Below are 20,006 nucleotides of genomic sequence, written 5' to 3' on the forward strand. Positions count from 1 at the left end.
CCGCCCCCGGGTGTCCGAACGGCCACCCGCGCTGACGTTTTCCGACCGGCCCGTGCGGGGCTCTGCCCGGCTCTCCGAACCGCCCCCAGCGCGGCCGCTCCCGGTGGACCGGGCGCGCCTGGGCTGATCGGACGGCTCGTTCGGGCGTTGCGGCATGTGTCCTCCGTGACCGGGGCGGGGAAGCCTGACTTGACGAGGTATTTACTTGACGGCCGGTTAGCTGGCAACTTACCGTACGGCAAGTAAGCCTACTGGCCGGCCGGTAAGTAGGCCACCGCACATGGCAGCCGCAGTGCCCCGGCAGCCTGGCGACGCAGCCGGCCAGACTCACCCAGCGGAGATCCAGTGACCACCACCGTGACCCCACCGGCTCGACGGGAAGTCCTCGTCGTCCTGCCGGGCCTGCTTCTCGCGATGCTGCTCGCCATGCTCGACCAGATGATCGTCGGCACCGCCATGCCGCGGATCGTGGGCGAGCTGGGCGGCCTGGACCACCTGTCCTGGGTGGTCACCGCCTACGTCCTGATGTCCACCGTCTCCACACCGCTGTACGGCAAGCTCGGTGACCTCTACGGCCGCAAGCGCCTCTTCGTCGGCGCCATCGTGATCTTCCTGGTCGGCTCGGCGCTGTCCGGGATGGCGCAGAGCATGGTCCAGTTGATCGGCTTCCGCGCCCTGCAGGGCCTCGGCGCCGGCGGCCTGATCGTCGGCGTGATGGCGATCATCGGCGACCTCATCCCGCCGCGGGAGCGCGGACGCTACCAGGGCTACATGTCGGCGACGATGGCCGCCGCCACGATCTGCGGGCCGCTGCTCGGCGGCTTCCTCACCGACCACTTCTCCTGGCGCTGGGCGTTCTACGTCAACCTCCCGGTCGGCGTACTCGCCCTCGTCCTCGTGGGCACGACCCTGCACCTGCCGCGGCACCGGATCAGCCACCGCATCGACTACCTGGGCGCCGCGCTGTTGACGGTGGCCGCCACGTCCCTGGTGCTCGTGACCACCTGGGGCGGTACGCAGTACGCCTGGGGATCGGCACAGATCCTCGGGCTGGCTGCCCTCGGCGTGGTGTCGGCGGCCGGGTTCGTGGTCGCCGAACGCCGGGCCGCCGAACCCGTCCTGCCGCTGCGGCTCTTCCGCGACCGGAACTTCACCGCGGCCACCCTGATGGGCTTCCTGGTCGGCTTCGCGATGTTCGGCGCGGTGACCTTCCTGCCGTTGTTCCAGCAGACCGTGCAGGGCGCCTCGGCCACGAACTCCGGCCTTCTGCTGTTGCCGATGATGGCCGCGTCGCTGGTGGTGTCCCTCGTCGTCGGCACCGTGATCACCCGGACCGGCCGCTACCGGGCGTTCCCGATCGCCGGTGGCGCGATGCTGACCGTGGGTGTCTTCGCGTTGTCGCTGATGGACACCGGCACCACCAAGCTCACCCTGTCGGTCTACATGGTGATCCTCGGCATCGGGATGGGCCTGCTGATGCAGGTCACGCTGCTCATCGTGCAGAACAGCGTCGAGGCCAAGGACATGGGCGTGGCCAGCAGCACCTCGACGTTCGCCCGCTCGATCGGCGGGTCGTTCGGGGTGTCGCTGTTCGGGGCGATCTTCGCCAGCCGGCTGACCCACTCCCTCGCCGGCATGCCGGGTGCGGACAGGCTGACCGGCGGTGGCGGGGCGCACATCGACCCGGCCACCCTCCACCAGCTTCCGGCCGCCGCGCGCGACACCGTGCTCACCGCGATCGCCGACGGGATGCACAGCGTCTTCTTGTGGGCGGCGCCGTTCGCGCTGGCGGCGTTCGCGATCGGCTGGGCGATCAAGGCGGTGCCGCTGCGCGGCGGTCCCGGACAGGTGAGCCCGGCCGGTCCGGCGGGCCCGGAGGGTGAGGCGATCCCGGCCGACTCACCCAGTTGACACCACGCCCATGACCACCGAGGCGTCGTCGTGCACCTTGCCCCGGCCTCGCCGCCGCGCCGGTTCCGCGGCGGCGTCGGCGCGCTCGGCCTCCCGGGTCCGGGCGATCCAGGCAGCCGGGCCGTCGGCCTCGATGGCGTCCAGCGCGCCACGCCAGTCGTAACTCCCGAACGTGTCCACGAGCCGGGTCGCGCCGTCGGTGGCCACCGCGAGCCGGCGCAGTCCGGTCGCGTCGACGGTTCCGGACAGTGCTTCGTACGCCGACTCGGGCCGGTCCGCCGCGACCCAGTACCCGCCCGGCCGGTTGCGGTGCGACCGAACTCGGGGCGCCGAGGGAACCTCGCCCTCGGCGCGCAGGCGCCGGCCCACGTCACCGGCCCGGTGGTCGGTGATCACCACGATGCCGTCCTCGGCAGGAAGGGGGTTCAGGCGCTGGTCGCCGAGGTCGAGGAGTACGGCCGAGTCGGCGAGCACGAGGTAGTCGAGGACGTCTCCCCGGAGCCGGACCGCGGCCACCGTCGCCGCGGGACTGTCCGGATGGGCGAGGTCGCACGTCCCGGAGTGCGCGTCCCTGGTCGCGACGATCGCCTCGGCCAGGCAGTCGGCCAGCGGCACCGTGTCCTGGCCGTCGTGCCGGCCGTCGTCCCGGCCCGCCAGGCGAACCAGGTGACCGCCGAGCGTCTGCGCGTACCACGCCACGCCGTGCCGGCAACCCGTGTCGGTGCGGACCATCGGGGTCACGCCGTCGAGCACCACGGCCAGCCGCGGTCCGGCGGACAGGAAGTCCTCGTTGTCGAGGTCGGGGCTGCCGGGTTCGCTGGCGTACGTCACCTGAACGGTGCGATTGACCATCACACCTGTGCAGACTATCCGGCATGTCGCAGAGCCCGGCGAGACGTTCGTACCGCCATCTGGTCTCGGTCAAGGGAGTGTGCTTCCAAGCCGACCGAGTCCTGTTGCTGCGCAACGAGCGCGACGAGTGGGAGCTGCCCGGCGGCACGTCGACTTCGGAGGTAGGCGATGAAGGGGAACACCGCACGTGACGGACGGCTGAACTTCGACCGGGTGGTGGACGCGTACGACGCGGGCCGGCCGCGTATCCCCACCGACGTGGTCGCCCGTGCCGTCGAGCGCACCGGCCTGCAGCCCGGCGACACCGTGCTGGAGATCGGCGCCGCCACCGGGCAACTGACGAAGGAACTACGGGCCCGCCACCTGTCGGTGGTCGCCCTCGAACCCGGGCAGGCGCTCCGGAGCCGGTTGGTCCGCCACCTCGACGAGGACACCGGGTTCGTCGTGCGCGGCGACTTCTTCGAGGAGTACGCCGGGGAGGAGGGGCCCTTCGCCGCGATCTGGTCGGCGAACGCCTTCCACTGGGTCGATCCGGCCGTGTCGTACGAGAAGGCGGCCTCGCTGCTCGCGCCCGCCGGCCACCTCGTGCTGATCTGGACCCACCCGATCCTGCGCGACGACCTGCAGACCGCGATGAACGCGCAGGCGTTCGCCGACGAGCCGGACTTCGCGTTCGACCCGGCGGAGTTCACCGGCTACCTGCACCGCGTGGGCGCCGAGGGCCGGGAGGAGCTCGCCGCGTCAGGGGTGTTCGAGGAGCCGGAGTACGAGTGGACGACCCAGGCGTACGCGCAGGACGTGGACACCTACGTCGCGTACCTCATGTCGTACGGCCACGTCGCAGGCCGGGAGCAGGACGAACGCGACGCGCTGGCGACGAAGGTGCGCACGACACTCGGCACCCTCGGCGTGGACAGGGTCGAACTCACCCTGCACAGCTACGTGTGCGTGGCGCGACGCCGCTGATCAGTGGTCGAAGTGGTGGCGCCTGCGCTTCTTGGTATGGAAGTCGGCCCCGCCTAAGATCGCCACGCCCCTGATCACCACGACCGGTGCGTCCGGCGGCGGGTCGGTGTCGCCGGTCTTCACCGAGATCCCGCCGAGGATGCCGCTGGCCTCGTTGCGCACCACCACGCCCTCCGGGAGGGAGACGTCGACGCCACCGAACATCGCGAACAGCTCGATCACCACCTCCGGCGCGTCGAACGTGGCGTCGCTGAGATCGAGGTCGATGCCGCCGAAGACCGCCACCGCCCGGCTGCGCCGGCGCAGCCGCCAGCGGCCCTTCCGCTCGACCCCGCCGAAGATCGCGACCATCTGGTCGACGTGCTCGGAGGCGCCGGCCGGGTCGACCACGGGGCCGTTCGCGGACCGGTCCGCCGGCCGCGTCTGCGCGTGCGGCTGGGGCGAGGTTGCGGCGAGGTCGTAGGTGATCGGCTCGAGCTCGCCCATCGTCTTGGCCTGGTAGACGGCGTCGAGGCGCTCGGAGTGCTCCTGGACGTCCAACCGCCCGTCGGCCAGCGCTTCCCCCAGCACCTTCACGATCCGCTCCCGATCGGCGTCGGAGGCCCGCAGGTGAGACGCCCCGGAGGGTCGCACTGGTTCAGGCAGGTTTGTCATGGCGGAAGGATAACCGCCCCACCGGCCGACGTAGCGTGTGAGGAAGGGGGCTTCCCCGCCGCTTCCCGACCGATGGTGACCGTGCCCGAGGGCGGTGAGGACATCATGGACAAATCCGCTGTCGACGACCTCCGCGAACGGGTGCACGGCCGCGTGGTGACTCCAGCCGACGTCGAGTACGAACCGGCGCGGCGGGTCTACAACGCGATGATCGACCGCAGACCGCGGGTGGTCGTCCAGGCCACGAACGTCGGTGACGTCCGGGCGACCGTCGACTTCGCCCGGGACGGCGACCTGGACCTCGCCGTACGCGGCGGCGGGCACAGCGTGCCGGGGTACGGCACCTGCGACGACGGAGTGGTGCTCGACCTGTCCGGCATGCGTGGCGTGCGGGTGGATCCGCGGACCGCCACCGCGCGTGCCGAGGGGGGCGCCACCTGGGGCGACCTCGACTCCGCCACCCACGCGTTCGGGCTGGCCACACCGGGCGGGATCGTCTCCACCACGGGCATCGGCGGCCTCACGCTGGGCGGCGGCATCGGCCACCTGGACCGGTCGCTCGGGCTGTCCTGCGACAACCTGCGCAGCGCGGACGTGGTGACCGCCGACGGGAGGTTCCTCGTCGTGGGACCCGACGACGAGGCCGACCTGTTCTGGGCACTTCGCGGTGGCGGCGGCAACTTCGGCGTGGTGACGTCGATGGAGTTCGGGCTGCACCCGGTGTGCGACGTCTACGCCGGGCTGGTCTTCTTCGACCTGGCCCACGCCGCCGACGTCCTCCGCTTCTACCGCGACCTCATCCAGACCGCGGACGAGCGGCTCTCGGTGTTCCCGGCGTTCCAGATCGCCCCGCCGCTGCCGTTCGTCCCGGTCGAACGCCACGGCGAACCACTCGTCGGACTGGTGACCTGCTGGGCCGGCCCGATGCAGGACGCCGAACGGGCCGTCGCGCCGATCCGCGAGGTGGCGCCCCCGGTCGCCGAGCACCTCGGACCGATGCCCTACCCGGCACTCAACTCGATGTTCGACGCGCTGGTGCCACCCGGGATGCAGCACTACTGGAAGACGGCCCTCGCCCGCGAGCTCACCGACGAGGCCATCGCGGCGCACTGCGAGTTCGGGCCGCGCCTGCCCGCCCTCAACTCCACCGTCCACATCTACCCGATCAACGGCGCGGTGCACCGCGTCGACAGCGGCGCCACCGCCTTCGCCAACCGGGACATGACGTTCGCGACCGTCATCGCCGGCATCTGGCCCGATCCCGCCGACAACGAGGCCAACATCCGCTGGGTACGCGACTACTACCAGGCCGTCGCGCCGTATTCGGCAGACGCGGGATACGTCAACTTCATGTCCGGGGACGACCAGCCGAGAACCCCCACCAACTACCGGGACAACTACGACCGGCTGGTCGCGGTGAAGCAGGCGTACGACCCGGACAACCTCTTCCACCTCAACCAGAACATCGTTCCCTGACCGGTGCCCGCCCCGGCACGGTGGAGGTCGTACGCCTGCTCGGACCTTCCGTGCTCGGCTAGTCGATCCGGCGCAGGTAGCGGTGCCGGGCGCGCACCTCGTCGAGGAGCTCGTCCGCGCTCAGCGCGAGGTGGTCGAACCTCGGGTCGACCTCGTGCACCCGGGTGGCGTCGACGAGTTCGGCCTCCGGTGGCAGCTGTTCCCGCACCGAGTTGGCCGCCTCGGCCAGGGCCGAGGACTCCAAGCCGAGACTCTCCACGTGCTTGGACGGGTCGTTCTTCCGGGCCGCCCGCAGGGCGCTGGTCTCGCGCAGGACGACCTCCACCTTCGCCAGCGTCTCCCGCGCGTCGGCGAGAACGGCGTAGGCACCCTCGATCCTGGCCTGCATCTCCTGGCGTTCCAGGACGGCGTGGTTCATCTCGGTCTTGGCGTCGGAAATCCTTCCCTGGTTGAGGGAGAACCCCAGCACCGCTCCCAGCGTCGCCGCAACCACCGCGGCCACACCGGCGTACAGGCTCACGTAGTGGTCCCACGAACGCGCCTGTTCGGACAGGTACGCCACGAACCCGCCGAACCCGATGATCACCAACAGGCCGAAGAACGCCCGCGGGTCACTCCACGTGAAACCGCCGCGCTCACCCCTGGCGTTGTCCCTGCTCATGTTTCCCCCCGCGGACATCGAATCTGTCGGACACACCGCACACGGCCCGAGACTTGTGTTACCGACTCATCATCCTAGGCACGGCCGCCGCCGGTCCGCTGTCAATCCGGGGTGGACAAAAAAACAGAAGGTGGTGCGGAGATCCCTTACGAACAAGGGATTTCCGCACCACCTTAGGAGCGGTCCGGCGTACGTCAGGCCGGAACGGCGTCGGTCTCGCGGTCCCAGTGCCGGTGCAGGCTCACCGCGTCGGCGAACACCCGGCAGAAGTCCTCCAGGCGGTTCTTGTCCGGACCGCGCCCCTGGGTGACCACACCGCGGTCGTTGACCGGCTGGTCGGCGTTGGTGGCCACCATGACCTCGCCGATGGGAGCCCGGGACAGAATCTCGATCCCCTCCGCCACCGCGCCGACGGTCTTGGCGTGTTTGAACGCCTCGGCGACGAAGTGCACCGCCTCGCCGTCGCGGGACAGCGCCTGCGCGGCCTCGGCCCCACCGGGCACGACCACCGCGTCGTACAGCACCGACGCCATCGTGTTCAGCCGGCGGTCGGCCTCGACGGTGGAGCCGTTCGTGGTGGTGATCTTTCCGTCGCGCAGACCGAGCACCTCCGGCAGCAGGCCCATCCCGGAGAGGTTCTCCACCAGGGCGGTCACGTGCACCTCGTCAACGCCGTCGGCAGCGAGCACCGCGACCATCCGGGTGGCGATCGGCGCACCGGGGCGCACCTGACTCAGCGCCGGGGACGACTGCCCGTGGTTGGGGCGGTCCGCCTCGGCCGGCGGCTCCACCCCGATGCCCTGGGCGACGGCGACCGCGAGCTCGTGGTCGATCCGGTTGAGGTGCTCGACGACTCGTTCGCGAATGTACTTGCGCTCGACCTTGCCCAGCTCGAACTGGTACGCCGCGACGATGTGCTCCTTCTCCGGCGCGGACATGCTGTTCCAGAACAACGTGGCCTGGTTGTAGTACTCCTTGAAGCTCTCGCTCCGCTGGCGGATCTTGTGGCCGTCGACGCGTTCCTGATAGTGCCGGAACACCTCGCCGTCGCCGCCCACGGCCGGGCAGCCGCCGCCGATGGTGTTCGGGGAGTAGCTGGACTGCGTGCGGTAGATCTGGTGCTGGTGGTAGCCGTCCCGGTGGTTGTGGGTGACCGGAGCGACCGGCCGGTTGACCGGGATCTGGGCGAAGTTCGGCCCACCCAGCCGGATCAGTTGCGTGTCGAGGTAGGAGAAGTTGCGCGCCTGCAGCAGCGGGTCGTTGGTGAAGTCGATGCCCGGCACGACGTTCGCGGTGTGGAACGCCACCTGCTCGGTCTCGGCGAAGAAGTTGTCCGGGTTGCGGTCGAGCACCATCTTGCCGATCCGGCGGACCGGCACCAGCTCCTCCGGAATGATCTTCGTCGCGTCCAGCAGGTCGAAGTCGAACCTGAACTCGTCCTCCTCCGGCACCAGCTGGACGCCGAGCTCCCACTCGGGATAGCTGCCGGACTCGATCGCCTTCCACAGGTCCCGGCGGTTGAAGTCGGCGTCCTTGCCGGCGATCTTCTGTGTCTCGTCCCACACCAGCGAGTGGACGCCGAGCAGCGGCTTCCAGTGGAACTTGACGAAGGTGCCGCGGCCCTCGGCGTTGACGAACCGGAAGGTGTGGACGCCGAAGCCCTCCATCATCCGGAAGCTGCGCGGAAGCGCGCGGTCCGACATCAGCCACATGATCATGTGGAGCGACTCCGGCTGCAGCCCGACGAAGTCCCAGAACGTGTCGTGGGCGGACGCCGCCTGCGGAATCTCGTTGTGGGGTTCGGGTTTGACCGCGTGCACGAAGTCGGGGAACTTGATGCCGTCCTGGATGAAGAACACCGGCATGTTGTTCCCGACCAGGTCGTAGTTGCCCTGCCTGGTGAAGAACTTCGTCGCGAACCCGCGCACGTCCCGCACGGTGTCGGCCGACCCGCGAGACCCGGCGACGGTGGAGAACCGCACGAACACGGGAGTACGCCGGCCCGCCTCGGCCAGGAAGTCGGCGACGGTGACGTCGGCCATCGACTCGTACGCCTCGAAGTAGCCGTACGCACCCGCGCCCCGGGCGTGCACCACCCGCTCCGGGATCCGCTCGTGGTCGAAGTGGGTGATCTTCTCCCGGAAGTGGAAGTCCTCCAACAGCGTCGGACCGCGCTCGCCGACGGACAGGGAGTCGTCGGTGTGGTCGACGCGCACACCCTGGTCGGTGGTCAGGTGCGTGCCCTCGATGTCCACCCGGGACCCCTCGAGCTGGCGGTCCTTGCTGTCGGCGTCCGCGCGGAGGTGCCCGTCACCGGCTGCCGTCGTCGGGTTGTTCCTGGTCGGGTCGTCCATACCCAGCCCCCTGGGAGTAGTCGCGTTTGCCCTACGTCCCTACCCGGGAGACGAGCCGGTACGCGCCCGATGCTCGCCCGATGCCGCCCTGAACACCTCCGGCCGCCCGCGCGGCCTACCTGGCGAAGTCGTACTCGATGGCGTAGGTGTGGCTGCCGTCCTCGTGCACGGTGATGGCCACCTCACCGCGGATCCAGGTCAGCTCGCCGGTCCCGGTGTCGGGGACCACGGTCACCGTCATGGTGCTGTGCCGCTCGTCGCCGTCGCCCTCCATCGTCGCCGCGTGCCGGACGGCGAAGCTGCCGGTACGGCCGTCCAAGCTGCCGGTCATCCGTTCGACACCGACGTACGCCGCCGACGTGGGCACCCGGCCGGTCACCGTGAGCAGCCTGGCCGTGCTCGTCCCTCTCAGGCCGCCGCGGAACTCCTTGCCGACGAGGACGCTCGCGATGGTCACGCCGCCGTCCTCCTCCTCGGTGGTGGCGTCCCAGCGGGTGATCTCGAAGCTTCCGGTCGCGCGGTGTCCCATCGCGTTCTCTCCCTCTCCCGGCCCGGCCGTTCACCGGGCTGCGAGACGACCGTGCCAGCCAAACCTGTCAGCCAGTGTCAGGAACCGGGAAAAACTCGTGTCGCGGACGACGCGAGCCGGACCACGGCGGGGCCGCCCACCGGCGACTGCCATGATGAGCCGGTGGTCCGTGGAGGCGTCTCCGGCCTGGTGGCCGGCACGGTCTTCAACACCGATGAGCGGCAGGAGCTGTCGCTGGCGGGTTCGATTCCCGTCCGCCTCCGCCACCACGCCCACGGAGGATCCTCCGTCCCACGCCTGGCCAGCTCTCCACCCGGAGTGAGAACGCGATGACCGACGCCCGCCGCCGCGTGCCCCGCACGGACGTCGTCCTCGCCGACCCCCGGCTGGCCGAGCCGGCCCGCACCCTCGGCCGCGCCGCGGTGAAGGCCGCTGTCGTCGCCGCACAGGAACGCGTCCGCGCCGGCCAGGTCGAACCCGAGGCGCTCGTCGACGTCGTACTCGCCGAACTGCCCGCGTCGGCCACCAGCCTGCGCCGCGTGGTGAACGCGACCGGCGTGATCGTGCACACCAACCTCGGCCGCGCACCGCTGTCGGCCGCCGCGCGGGATGCGCTGGACGTCGCCGCCGGGACCACCGACGTGGAGTACGACCTGGCCACCGGCGCCCGCGCCCGGCGCGGACGAGGCGCTTTGGACGCGCTCGCCCGGGCGGTACCCGACGCGGGCGGGGTGCACGTCGTCAACAACAACGCCGCCGCCCTGCTGCTGGTCGCGCTGACCCTGGCGCAGGGCAAGGAGATCGTGCTCAGCCGGGGCGAGTTCGTGGAGATCGGCGACGGCTTCCGCATCCCGGACCTCCTCGCCGCGAGCGGGGCCCGACTGCGCGAGGTGGGTACGACGAACCGGACCACCCGCGCGGACTACGAGGCGGCGATCGGCCCGCAGACCGGGTTCGTCCTGAAGATCCACCCGTCGAACTTCGTCGTGTCCGGCTTCACCGCCGGAGTCGACGTCGCCAGCCTCGCCGACCTGGGCGAGCGCCTCGGCGTACCCGTCGTGGTCGACATCGGCTCCGGCCTGCTGGCCCCGCACCCGCTGCTGCCGGACGAGCCGGACGCCGCGAACGCCCTGCGCGCTGGCGCGACCCTGGTCACCGCGAGCGGCGACAAGCTGCTCGGCGGCCCGCAGGCCGGACTCGTCCTCGGCGTACGCGACGTGGTGGAACGGGCCCGCCGCCACCCGGCGGCACGGGCGATGCGGGTGGACAAGCTCACCCTCGCGGCCCTGGAGGCAACGCTGCGCGGGCCGGCCCCGCCGGTGCGCGCCGCACTGGACGCAGACGCGGCCGGGTTGCGGGGCCGGGCGGACAAACTCGCCGCCGCGCTCGCCGGCGCCGGGATCGACGCCACCGTGGTCGCCTGCCGGTCGGCGGTCGGTGGCGGCGGCGCGCCCGAGGTGGAGCTGGCGAGCTGGGGCGTCGGCGTACCCGCGGCGTGGGCGGTGCCGCTGCGGACCGGCGACCCGCCGGTGGTCGGCCGGGTGCACGAGGGGCGCTGCGTCCTCGACCTGCGCACCGTTGCGGCCGAGGACGACTCCGTGCTCGCCGACGCGGTCGCCCGCGTGGCCGCGGGCCGGGTTCCCGGCTCCGTGGCCTCCACCCTGTCCACCCTGTCCACCCTGTCCACCCCGGCCTCCCCGTCCTCCTCGAGGAACTGAGGGAGGCACGGGATGTACGTCGTCGCCACCGCCGGCCACGTCGACCACGGCAAGTCGACGCTGGTTCGCCGCCTCACCGGCATGGAACCGGACCGCTGGGCCGAGGAACGCCGACGCGGCCTGACCATCGACCTGGGCTTCGCGTGGACGCGGCTGCCCGACGGTCAGGCGCTGGCGTTCGTCGACGTGCCCGGCCACGAACGCTTCGTACCCAACATGCTCGCCGGCGCCGGGCCGGTCGCGGCCGCGATGTTCGTGGTGGCCGCCGACGAGGGGTGGCGGGCGCAGTCGGCCGAGCACCTCGCCGCGCTGGACGCGCTCGGCGTACGCCACGGGCTGCTCGTCGTCACCCGCTCCGACCTCGCCGACCCCGAACCCGCCCGGGCGCACGCCCTGGAGCAACTCGCGGCCAGCACGCTGGGCGCCGGCGGCGCCGGCGGCACCGGCGGCGCCGTGCCCTCGGTCGCCGTCAGTGGCCGCACCGGCGCGGGTCTGGACGACCTGCTGACCGAGTTGGCCGCGCTGACCCACCGGCTGCCCGTGCCCGACCCGGGCGCCGACGTACGGCTCTGGGTGGACCGCTCGTTCAGCGTACGCGGTGCCGGCACCGTCGTGACCGGCACGCTCACCGCCGGAACCATCGCGGTCGGCGACATCCTCGCCGTCGCCGGTCGGGGTGGCGGTCAGGGGGAACGCCGGCTGGTGCGGGTCCGCGGGCTGCAGGCGCTCGGCGAGGACCTGCGGAGCGTGCAGGGGACCGCCCGGGTCGCGGTGAACCTGCGGGGAGTCGACCGTGCGGACCTCGGCCGCGGCGACGCGCTCGTCACCCCGGACGCCTGGCGGGAGACCGAGGTCGTGGACGTGGCGCTCCGGTACGGCGGGGGTGAGCTGCCGGGGACGCTGGTCCTGCACGTCGGCGCGGCCGCGGTGCCGGCGCGGGTCCGCCCGCTCGGCCCGAACGCGGCCCGGCTCACCCTCGACCGGCCGCTCCCGCTGCGCACCGGCGACCGCGGGCTGTTGCGCGACCCCGGACGGCACCAGGTCGCCGCGGGCCTGGCGGTGCTGGACGCCGCACCGCCCGAACTGCACCGTCGGGGCGCGGCCCGGACCAGAGCACGGTCCCTCGCGCCGGCCGTACGGGAGACGAACGGCGCAACCGACCCGGCCGACTCGGCCGGCCTCACCGCGTACGTCGCCGGTCTCCACCTGCGCGAGCACGGCCTGGTCCGCCGCGACGAGCTCCGCGCGCTGGGCCTGCCCGAGCTGCCACCGGACAGCCTCGACGTCGGTGCCGGCTGGTCCGCGGCCGCCGACCACTGGGCGAAGCTGACCGGACGGGCACCGGAGGAGCTGGCCGGCTGGGAACGCGAGCACCCGCTGGCAGCGGGCATGCCGTCCGACGTACTCCGGCAACGCCTCGGCATCCCCGCCGCCCTGCTGCCGGCCGTGGCCGGTGCCGCCGAGCTGCTCCTGCGGGACGGCCAGGTACGCCGGCCGGGCACCGAGGCGACGCTGCCCCCGGCCGTGGAGAAGGCGGTGCGCACGGTGGAGGACGACCTGGCCGCGGAGCCGTTCGCCGCGCCCGAGGCGGCCCGGCTGGCCGAACTCGGCCTCGGCACCCGCGAGCTCGCCGCCGCCGTACGTGCCGGCCGGCTGCTCCGCGTCACCGACACGGTGGTGCTGCTGCCCGACGCCCCCGACCAGGCCCGGCGTACTCTCGGCGCGCTCGACCAGCCGTTCACCCTCAGCCAGGCGCGGATCGCCCTGGGCACCACCCGCCGGGTGGCGGTCCCCCTGCTGGAGCTGCTCGACGAGCGCGGCGTCACCGAGCGCCTGCCCGACAGCAGCCGCCGGCTCGTCCCGCGCGCCTCAACCAGCGAAGGACGCTAGGGTCGATCGCGCACGAGACCTCACGCGAACCACAAGCGAGCAAGGTGGCGGTCATGGGCGTACGACAGTGGATCGAGGGCTGGCCGGTCTATCGCCAGCTCACCGGTCAGGACCCGCTCGGCCGCGGCGCCGCGGTCACCTCCGAGCACACCCGCCAGCTGCGGGCACGCACGGAGCAGGCCGACAAGGTGGTCCGGTCGATCTGCCCGTACTGCGCGGTCGGCTGCGGCCAGAAGGTCTACGTCAAGGACGGCCGGGTCACCCAGATCGAGGGCGACCCCGACTCTCCCATCTCCCGCGGCCGGCTGTGTCCCAAGGGCTCGGCCAGCAAGCAGCTCGTCACCAGCCCGAGCCGGGTCACCACCGTGCTGTACCGGCGGCCGCACGGCACCGACTGGGAACGCATCCCCCTCGATCAGGCGATGGAGATGGTCGCCGACCGGGTGCTCTCGACCCGGCGCGACACCTGGCGGGACGAGGAGGGCGGCCGTCCCACCCGCCGCACCATGGGCATCGCGAGCCTGGGCGGGGCGACGCTGGACAACGAAGAGAACTACTTGATGAAGAAGCTCTACACCGCGATGGGGGCGGTGCAGATCGAGAACCAGGCCCGGATTTGACACTCCGCAACCGTTCCCGGTCTGGGAGCCAGTTTCGGTCGCGGCGGCGCCACGACGTACCAGCAGGACCTGAGCAACGCTGACTGCATCCTCATCGAGGGCTCGAACATGGCCGAGTGCCATCCGGTCGGGTTCCAGTGGGTGATGGAGGCCAAGGCCAAGGGCGCGCGGATCATCCACGTCGACCCGCGGTTCACCCGTACGAGCGCGGTCGCCGACACGCACGTGGCGCTGCGGGCCGGATCGGACATCGCGTTCCTCGGCGGGCTGATCAACCACGTGCTGAGCAACGGTCTGGAGTTCCGGGAGTACGTCACCGCCTACACCAACGCGGGCGCGATCCTGAGGGAGGACTTCCGCGACACCGAGGACCTCGACGGCCTGTTCTCCGGCTTCGACCCCGAGAACATGTCGTACGACACCGAGTCCTGGATGTACGAGGGGGCCGAGACCGCCCCGGCGGCAGGGCAGCGGGACGGGTCCGGCGAGGGCGGGGGCGAAGAGGGCTCCGGCGAGGAGGGCGACACCGGCACCGAGCACGGTGACCTTCGACACCGCGAGACGGCTCGCGCCGACACCTACGGCAGCGGCGGCGCGGCCCTGCGCGCCAAGCCCCGCATCGACCCCACCCTCCAGCACGAGCGCTGCGTCTTCCAGGTGCTCAAACGGCACTTCGCCCGCTACACCCCGGAAGTCGTGGAGGAGACCTGCGGCATCCCGGTCGAGCAGTTCCTCGACGTCGCCCAGGCGGTGACGGAGAACTCCGGCCGCGAGCGCACCACCGCGATCGTCTACTCCGTCGGCTGGACCCAGCACACGGTCGGGGTGCAGTACATCCGCACCGCATCGATCCTGCAGACCCTGCTGGGCAACATCGGCCGGCCCGGCGGCGGCATCATGGCGCTGCGCGGTCACGCCAGCATCCAGGGGTCCACCGACATCCCGACGTTGTTCAACCTGCTGCCGGGCTACCTCCCGATGCCGCACGCGCACCAGCACCAGGACCTCGACTCCTACGTCGCCACCGACGCGGGCCAGACCGGCTTCTGGGGCAACATGCGCAGTTACGCCGTCAGCCTGCTGAAGGCCTGGTGGGGTGATGCGGCCCAGCCGGAGAACGACTTCTGCTTCGACTACATACCGCGGATCACGGGCGAGCACGGCACCTACAAGACGGTGATGGCGCAGATCGCCGGGGAGTGCAAGGGCTACTTCCTCGCGGGCGAGAACCCCGCGGTCGGGTCGGCCAACGCCAAGCTGCAGCGGCTCGGCCTGGCCAACCTCGACTGGCTGGTCGTCCGCGACCTGCAGATGATCGAGAGCGCGACGTTCTGGAAGGACGGGCCGGAGATCCAGACCGGCGAGCTGTCCACGGAGGAGATCGGCACCGAGGTCTTCTTCTTCCCGGCCGCCGCGCACACCGAGAAAGACGGCAGCTTCACCAACACCCAGCGGCTGCTGCAGTGGCACCACAAGGCGGTCGAGCCGCCGGACGACGCGCGCAGCGACCTGTGGTTCTACTACCACCTGGGCCGGATGCTGCGGGCGAGGCTGGCCGGCTCCACCGACGAACGCGACCGGCCGCTGCTGGACCTGACCTGGGACTACCCCACCGAGGGCCCGACCGCCGACCCGTCGGCGGAAGCCGTACTCCGCGAGATCAACGGCGTCGGCCCGGACGGCGCGCTGTCGGCGTACACCGAACTCGCCGACGACGGCTCCACCGCCTGTGGGTGCTGGATCTACTGCGGCGTCTACGCGGGCGAGCACAACCACGCCGCGGACCGCAAGCCGGGCCGGGAGCAGAGCCTGGTCGCGCCGCAGTGGGCCTGGGCATGGCCGGCGAACCGCCGGATCCTGTACAACCGCGCCTCCGCCGACCCCGAGGGACGGCCGTGGAGCGAACGCAAGCGGTACGTCTGGTGGGACGCCGAGCAGGAACGCTGGACCGGCGAGGACGTGCCCGACTTCGAACCCACGAAGCGGCCCGACTACGTGCCACCCGAGGACGCCCGCGCCGAGGACGCGCTCGCCGGGGACGACCCGTTCATCATGCAGGCCGACGGCAAGGCGTGGCTGTTCGCGCCCGCCGGCCTCACCGACGGCCCGCTGCCGGCGCACTACGAGCCGGAGGAGTCCCCGGTCGCCAACCCGCTGTACGGCCAGCAGGCCAACCCGGTCCGGCAACGCTACCCCCGCCGGTACAACCGCTACGCCTCGGGCGAGAACGACCCGGTGTCGGCGGTGTTCCCGTACGTCTTCACCACGTACCGGCTCACCGAGCACCACACCGCCGGCGGGATGAGCCGCACCCTGCCGTACCTCTCCGAGCTGCAGCCGGAGTTCTTCTGCGAGGTGTCGCCGGAGCTGGCGCAGGAGCGGGGCCTCACCCACCTCGGCTGGGCGACCATCGTCTCCGCGCGGACGGCGGTCGAGGCGCGGGTGCTGGTCACCCCGCGGATGAAGCCGATCCGGATGCGGCGCCGGGTCGTCCACCAGGTCGGCCTGCCCTACCACTGGGGGCCGAACGGCCTCAGTGTCGGTGACGCGGCCAACGAGCTCCTGTCGGTCGTGCTCGACCCGAACGTCCACATCCAGGAGTCCAAGGCCGCGACCTGCGACATCCAGCCCGGCCGCAGACCACGCGGGCGCGAACTGCTGGCCATGATGGACCGCTACCAGCTACGGGCAGGTCTGCCGACCGACACCCCGACAGGAGCCGACACCCCGACAGGAGAGGCGACCTGATGAGCAACCGCCTGGCGGGACCCCTCGCCGACCCGGCCGCCGACGCGGGCCACCCGGAGGACCATCCGCCGCGGGTGGGCTTCTTCACCGACACCTCGGTGTGCATCGGCTGCAAGGCCTGCGAGGTCGCCTGCAAGGAGTGGAACGCCCTGCCCGAGGACGGCCTGAACTTCCTCGGTCACTCCTACGACAACACCGGCGCGCTCGGGGCGAGCACCTGGCGGCACGTCGCGTTCGTCGAGCAGGAGGCCCCGTCCGGTCGGCCGCCGGTCGACCTCGGGATGCCCGGTGTCGGTACGCCGGCCCGGCTCGACCCCGCCACCGCGCGCACGGTCGGCGAGGACGCCGGCTCGGGCGACGGAGCCGCCGGCGACGCGGGCGCCCTGCGCTGGCTGATGTCCAGCGACGTCTGCAAGCACTGCACGCACGCGGCCTGCCTGGACGTCTGCCCGACGGGCGCGCTGTTCCGGACCGAGTTCGGCACGGTGGTCGTCCAGGACGACGTGTGCAACGGCTGCGGCTACTGCGTCTCGGCCTGCCCGTACGGCGTCATCGACATCCGCCCCGACAACGGCGGCGCGTTCAAGTGCACCATGTGCTACGACCGGCTCGGCGACGGACTGGAGCCGGCCTGCGCGAAGGCGTGCCCCACGGAGTCGATCCAGTTCGGCCCGCTGGACGAGTTGCGCGAGCGGGCCCGCGAGCGGGTGGCGACGCTGCAGGAGGCCGGGGTGGACACCGCCCGGCTGTACGGCGCGGACCCCGACGACGGAGTGGGCGGCGACGGCGCGTTCTTCCTGCTGCTGGACGAGCCGGAGGTGTACGGCCTGCCGCCGGACCCGGTGGTGACCACCCGCGACCTGCCGGCGATGTGGCGCCAGGCGGGGCTCGCGGCGGCCACCATCGCGGTCGCGGTCGCGGCGTCGTTCCTCGGGAGGCGGCGGTGAGCACCCGCGAGGAACTCCAGGTCCCGCGCGCCGAGTTCCGGTCCTACTACGGGCGGCCCATCCTCAAGGAGCCGACCTGGAAGGTGCCCGACGTACCCCTCTACTTCTTCCTCGGCGGCATGGCCGGCGCCTCGGCGACGATGGCCGCGCTCGCCGACCTCACCGGGCAGGAGGGGCTGGCCCGCACCGGCCGGTACGCCGCGGCGTTCGGGTCGACCGCGAGCGTGGCAGCGCTGGTACACGACCTGCACCGGCCGACCCGGTTCCTGAACATGCTGCGGGTGTTCAAGCCGACCTCGCCGCTGTCGGTGGGTTCGTGGATCCTCGCACCGTTCTCCGGTACGGCCGCCGCCGCAGCGGTGTCCACGGTGACCGGGGTGCTGCCGGCGTGGGGACGCGCGGCGGGGCTCGCCTCGGGTGTGCTCGGCCCGGCGCTGTCCACCTACACCGCGGTGCTGCTGACCGACACCGCGATCCCGGCCTGGCACGAATACCACCGCGAGCTTCCGTTCGTGTTCGCCGGAAGCGCGCTGGCCAGCGGCGCCGGCGCCGCCCTGGTGGCCGCGCCGCCGGCCGAGCTGGCACCGGCCCGGCGGATGGCGGTGCTCGGCGCCGGCATCGAGCTCGCCGCCGCAACCCGGATCGAACGCACCGGCGGCATCGTCGGCGAGCCGTACCGCACCGGCCGCCCGCGCAGGCTGATGGCCGCCGGGCGGATCCTCACCGGTGTCGGCGCGGGGCTGGCGCTGGCCGGCCGGCGCAGCCGCCTGGTGTCGGACCGGAACAGCCGGCTGCTGTCCGCGGCGGCCGGCGTCTCGCTGCTCGCGGGCGGGGTGTGCACGCGGTTCGGCGTGTTCTACGCCGGCCGGGCGTCCGCCGCCGACCCCAAGTACGTCGTCATGCCGCAACGCGACCGCGTCGCCGCCCGAAGCGACGGTGCCGCCGAGGGCACGGCCACGGCGAAGACGGGTGGCGCCACGGGACCCGGCTCCCCGCCGCGGTGATGCGGGTCCGCGCGGTCAGCCCCGACCGGCTGGTCACCGAACTCGCGGACACGATCGCGGACCTTCCGACAAGCACGCGCCCAGGCGCAGGCACGAGCGCCTGGACCCGGGTGGCCGTCGACGGCGCGCCCGCGGCGCACCCGGACCGCTGGGCCGACGCGCTGACCGAACCACTGCGCGAACGCGGCCGAGCCGTGGTGCGGGTCCGGGCCGAGGACTACCTGCGCCCGGCGTCCCTGCGCCTGGAACGCGGCCGGGAGGACCCGGACGTGTTGTACGAGGACTGGCTGGACGACGCCGGCCTGATCCGCGAGGTGCTCGAACCCCTCGACCCCGGCGGCAGCGGCCAGGTGCTGCCCGCGCTGTGGAACGCCGAGACCGACCGGGCCCACCGCGCCGGTTACGTCACCGTCCCGCCCGGCGGGGTGCTCATACTCAGCGGCTCGCTGCTGCTCGGGCGCTGGCTGCCGTTCGACTTCGTTGTGCACCTCGAGCTCTCACCGGCCGCGCTGGCCCGGCAGACGCCGGAGGAGCAGCGGTGGACCCTGCCCGCCTACGACCGGTACGCCGGGGAGGCCGAGCCGGTTCAGGCGGCACAGGTCGTGGTCCGGCTGGACAACCCCGAACGTCCTGCCGTGGTGGAGGGGTCATGACCCCTCGTCGAAGGACCCCCGGTCGGTCCGGCCCTCACCGGCAGCCCCCTCTCCGGCCGCGCCCTCACCGGCCGCGCCCTTACCGGCACGCCCGGCCGGGTGGGTCTCGGCCTGCGCCCGCCGCGCCGCGAGCACGTCGCCGATGAGGTAGTCGTACACGAGTACGCCGATCACGCCGCCGGCGAACGGCCCGACGATGGGTATCCAGAAGTACCAGCTGAACGCGCCTGGTATCGAGCCCGGCAGCGCCACCTCACCCCAGCCGGCGATCCAGGCGAACAGGCGCGGGCCGAAGTCGCGGGCGGGGTTGATGGCGTACCCCGCGTTCGCGCCGAACGACAGGCCGATCGCCCCGACGGCCAGGCCGATGAGCAGTGGCCCGGCGTTGCCCGCGGGGGCCATGTTGCGCCGGTCGATGAGCGCCATGATCAGCAGCAGAAGCAGGCCCGTGCCGACCACCTGGTCGATGAACGGCCCGACCCAGCTGCCGTGGAAGTACGGCGCGGGGAAGGTGGCGAAGATGGAGAAGGTCACCAGCGCCTTGCCCGAACTTCGCGCCGTGTCCTGCGCCGCGTCGGCGGCGTTGATGGCCGAGTTGTAGACCGCGAAGATCACGGCAGCTCCGGCGAACGCCCCGACCACCTGCGCCCCGATGTAGGGGCCGACCTTGTTCCACGGAAACTGCCGGCGCACGGCGAACGCGAGTGTCACCGCGGGATTGATGTGCGCGCCGCTGATGCCGCCCGCGACGTACACGCCGAACATCACCGCGAACGCCCAGCCGAAGACGATCAGCATCCAGTCGCCGGCACCGACGAAGAAGGTGGTGGGCGTCGCCGTGCGGCCCGAACCGGGCAGACCGGCGACCGCCATCGCGACGGCGCCGTCGCCGAACAGGATGAGAACGAAGGTGCCCAGGAACTCCGCGAGGAGCTCTCCCCACGTACCGCCGACGCGCTTCAGCCCGTGCGGACCCCGCCGCAACGCGGGGATCTCTTCGCTCACCCCTCGCCCCTCTCCCCG

At 72.1% G+C, this 20,006-nt stretch carries 15 protein-coding genes, 1 tRNA gene and 1 pseudogene; 11 read left to right on the plus strand and 6 right to left on the minus strand.

The window, feature by feature from the left end; all coding sequences use genetic code 11:
• Positions 1-345 precede the first annotated feature (345 nt).
• The gene (locus BLU27_RS03015; protein ID WP_092650353.1) at positions 346-1,911 is read left to right on the plus strand and encodes an MDR family MFS transporter; all 1,566 of its coding nucleotides are present in this window, start codon (positions 346-348) and stop codon (positions 1,909-1,911) included.
• Here BLU27_RS03015 and BLU27_RS03020 read toward each other — a convergent pair.
• Positions 1,900-2,763, minus strand: a complete 864-nt coding sequence (locus BLU27_RS03020) for a protein phosphatase 2C domain-containing protein (protein ID WP_092650355.1) — start codon at positions 2,761-2,763, stop codon at positions 1,900-1,902. The genes BLU27_RS03015 and BLU27_RS03020 overlap by 12 nt on opposite strands.
• Positions 2,764-2,931: 168 nt before the next feature.
• Here BLU27_RS03020 and BLU27_RS03025 point away from each other — a divergent pair, with 168 nt between their 5' ends.
• On the plus strand, positions 2,932-3,729 hold the full coding sequence (locus tag BLU27_RS03025) for a class I SAM-dependent methyltransferase (protein WP_092650357.1): 798 nt from the start codon (positions 2,932-2,934) through the stop codon (positions 3,727-3,729).
• Here BLU27_RS03025 and BLU27_RS03030 read toward each other — a convergent pair whose 3' ends face one another.
• Positions 3,730-4,383 (minus strand): DUF1707 SHOCT-like domain-containing protein, encoded by a 654-nt coding sequence (locus BLU27_RS03030; RefSeq protein WP_092650359.1) that lies wholly within the window; start codon positions 4,381-4,383, stop codon positions 3,730-3,732.
• 72 nt (positions 4,384-4,455) lie between these two features.
• Between BLU27_RS03030 and BLU27_RS03035 the strand changes: the two genes are divergently transcribed.
• Positions 4,456-5,859, plus strand: coding sequence for an FAD-binding oxidoreductase (locus BLU27_RS03035; protein ID WP_092650361.1), 1,404 nt, complete (start codon positions 4,456-4,458; stop codon positions 5,857-5,859).
• Between the two features lie 58 nt (positions 5,860-5,917).
• Here BLU27_RS03035 and BLU27_RS03040 read toward each other — a convergent pair whose 3' ends face one another.
• The 3 genes from BLU27_RS03040 to BLU27_RS03050 all read right to left on the minus strand — a co-directional run bounded on the left by BLU27_RS03040 (position 5,918) and on the right by BLU27_RS03050 (position 9,403).
• Complete coding sequence (locus BLU27_RS03040; protein WP_092650363.1) at positions 5,918-6,520, minus strand: hypothetical protein; 603 nt, start codon at positions 6,518-6,520, stop codon at positions 5,918-5,920.
• Between the two features lie 194 nt (positions 6,521-6,714).
• Positions 6,715-8,874, minus strand: a complete 2,160-nt coding sequence (locus tag BLU27_RS03045; protein ID WP_092650365.1) for a catalase — start codon at positions 8,872-8,874, stop codon at positions 6,715-6,717.
• A gap of 115 nt (positions 8,875-8,989) precedes the next feature.
• Complete coding sequence (locus BLU27_RS03050; RefSeq protein ID WP_092650366.1) at positions 8,990-9,403, minus strand: DUF3224 domain-containing protein; 414 nt, start codon at positions 9,401-9,403, stop codon at positions 8,990-8,992.
• A 171-nt stretch (positions 9,404-9,574) separates the two neighbouring features.
• Between BLU27_RS03050 and BLU27_RS03055 the strand changes: the two genes are divergently transcribed.
• The 8 genes and pseudogenes from BLU27_RS03055 to BLU27_RS03090 all read left to right on the plus strand — a co-directional run bounded on the left by BLU27_RS03055 (position 9,575) and on the right by BLU27_RS03090 (position 18,983).
• A tRNA-Sec gene (locus BLU27_RS03055) sits at positions 9,575-9,669 on the plus strand.
• Between the two features lie 63 nt (positions 9,670-9,732).
• Positions 9,733-11,121 carry an L-seryl-tRNA(Sec) selenium transferase gene (selA, locus tag BLU27_RS03060; protein ID WP_092650367.1) on the plus strand — a complete coding sequence of 463 codons (1,389 nt, stop codon included), beginning with the start codon at positions 9,733-9,735 and terminating at the stop codon, positions 11,119-11,121.
• A gap of 12 nt (positions 11,122-11,133) precedes the next feature.
• Positions 11,134-13,011, plus strand: coding sequence for a selenocysteine-specific translation elongation factor (selB, locus tag BLU27_RS03065; protein WP_092650368.1), 1,878 nt, complete (start codon positions 11,134-11,136; stop codon positions 13,009-13,011).
• A gap of 53 nt (positions 13,012-13,064) precedes the next feature.
• Entirely contained in the window at positions 13,065-13,631 is a 567-nt protein-coding gene (locus BLU27_RS31380; protein WP_092650370.1) for a molybdopterin-binding domain-containing protein, read from the plus strand.
• A 12-nt stretch (positions 13,632-13,643) separates the two neighbouring features.
• Positions 13,644-16,379 (plus strand): annotated as a pseudogene (gene fdh, locus BLU27_RS03075) (formate dehydrogenase); the annotation flags it as partial.
• Entirely contained in the window at positions 16,379-17,326 is a 948-nt protein-coding gene (locus tag BLU27_RS03080; protein ID WP_172804853.1) for a 4Fe-4S dicluster domain-containing protein, read from the plus strand. The pseudogene fdh and the gene BLU27_RS03080, both read left to right, overlap by 1 nt.
• Positions 17,323-18,330, plus strand: a complete 1,008-nt coding sequence (gene nrfD, locus BLU27_RS03085; protein ID WP_092650376.1) for an NrfD/PsrC family molybdoenzyme membrane anchor subunit — start codon at positions 17,323-17,325, stop codon at positions 18,328-18,330. Before BLU27_RS03080 ends, nrfD begins: the two co-directional genes overlap by 4 nt.
• Positions 18,330-18,983, plus strand: coding sequence for a nucleoside/nucleotide kinase family protein (locus BLU27_RS03090; protein ID WP_092650378.1), 654 nt, complete (start codon positions 18,330-18,332; stop codon positions 18,981-18,983). The genes nrfD and BLU27_RS03090 overlap by 1 nt, the downstream gene beginning before the upstream one ends.
• Here BLU27_RS03090 and BLU27_RS03095 read toward each other — a convergent pair.
• Positions 18,978-19,988: an MIP/aquaporin family protein gene (locus BLU27_RS03095; RefSeq protein WP_092650380.1), complete on the minus strand. Its 1,011-nt coding sequence runs from the start codon at positions 19,986-19,988 to the stop codon at positions 18,978-18,980. The two genes, BLU27_RS03090 and BLU27_RS03095, sit on opposite strands and share 6 nt — an antisense overlap.
• Positions 19,989-20,006 lie beyond the last annotated feature (18 nt).

The sequence above is a fragment of the Actinopolymorpha singaporensis genome (genome assembly GCF_900104745.1).
GTDB classification, from domain to species: domain Bacteria; phylum Actinomycetota; class Actinomycetes; order Propionibacteriales; family Actinopolymorphaceae; genus Actinopolymorpha; species Actinopolymorpha singaporensis.

What these genes read in the sequence shown, in the direction of transcription:
- BLU27_RS03020 (WP_092650355.1), bottom strand. Translation starts at nt 2,763, where the DNA reads ATGGTCAATCGCACCGTTCAGGTGACGTACGCCAGCGAACCCGGCAGC.
- BLU27_RS03025 (WP_092650357.1), top strand. Translation starts at nt 2,932, where the DNA reads ATGAAGGGGAACACCGCACGTGACGGACGGCTGAACTTCGACCGGGTG.
- BLU27_RS03030 (WP_092650359.1), bottom strand. Translation starts at nt 4,383, where the DNA reads ATGACAAACCTGCCTGAACCAGTGCGACCCTCCGGGGCGTCTCACCTG.
- BLU27_RS03035 (WP_092650361.1), top strand. Translation starts at nt 4,456, where the DNA reads ATGGTGACCGTGCCCGAGGGCGGTGAGGACATCATGGACAAATCCGCT.
- BLU27_RS03040 (WP_092650363.1), bottom strand. Translation starts at nt 6,520, where the DNA reads ATGAGCAGGGACAACGCCAGGGGTGAGCGCGGCGGTTTCACGTGGAGT.
- BLU27_RS03045 (WP_092650365.1), bottom strand. Translation starts at nt 8,874, where the DNA reads ATGGACGACCCGACCAGGAACAACCCGACGACGGCAGCCGGTGACGGG.
- BLU27_RS03050 (WP_092650366.1), bottom strand. Translation starts at nt 9,403, where the DNA reads ATGGGACACCGCGCGACCGGAAGCTTCGAGATCACCCGCTGGGACGCC.
- selA (WP_092650367.1), top strand. Translation starts at nt 9,733, where the DNA reads ATGACCGACGCCCGCCGCCGCGTGCCCCGCACGGACGTCGTCCTCGCC.
- selB (WP_092650368.1), top strand. Translation starts at nt 11,134, where the DNA reads ATGTACGTCGTCGCCACCGCCGGCCACGTCGACCACGGCAAGTCGACG.
- BLU27_RS31380 (WP_092650370.1), top strand. Translation starts at nt 13,065, where the DNA reads ATGGGCGTACGACAGTGGATCGAGGGCTGGCCGGTCTATCGCCAGCTC.
- BLU27_RS03080 (WP_172804853.1), top strand. Translation starts at nt 16,379, where the DNA reads ATGAGCAACCGCCTGGCGGGACCCCTCGCCGACCCGGCCGCCGACGCG.
- BLU27_RS03090 (WP_092650378.1), top strand. Translation starts at nt 18,330, where the DNA reads ATGCGGGTCCGCGCGGTCAGCCCCGACCGGCTGGTCACCGAACTCGCG.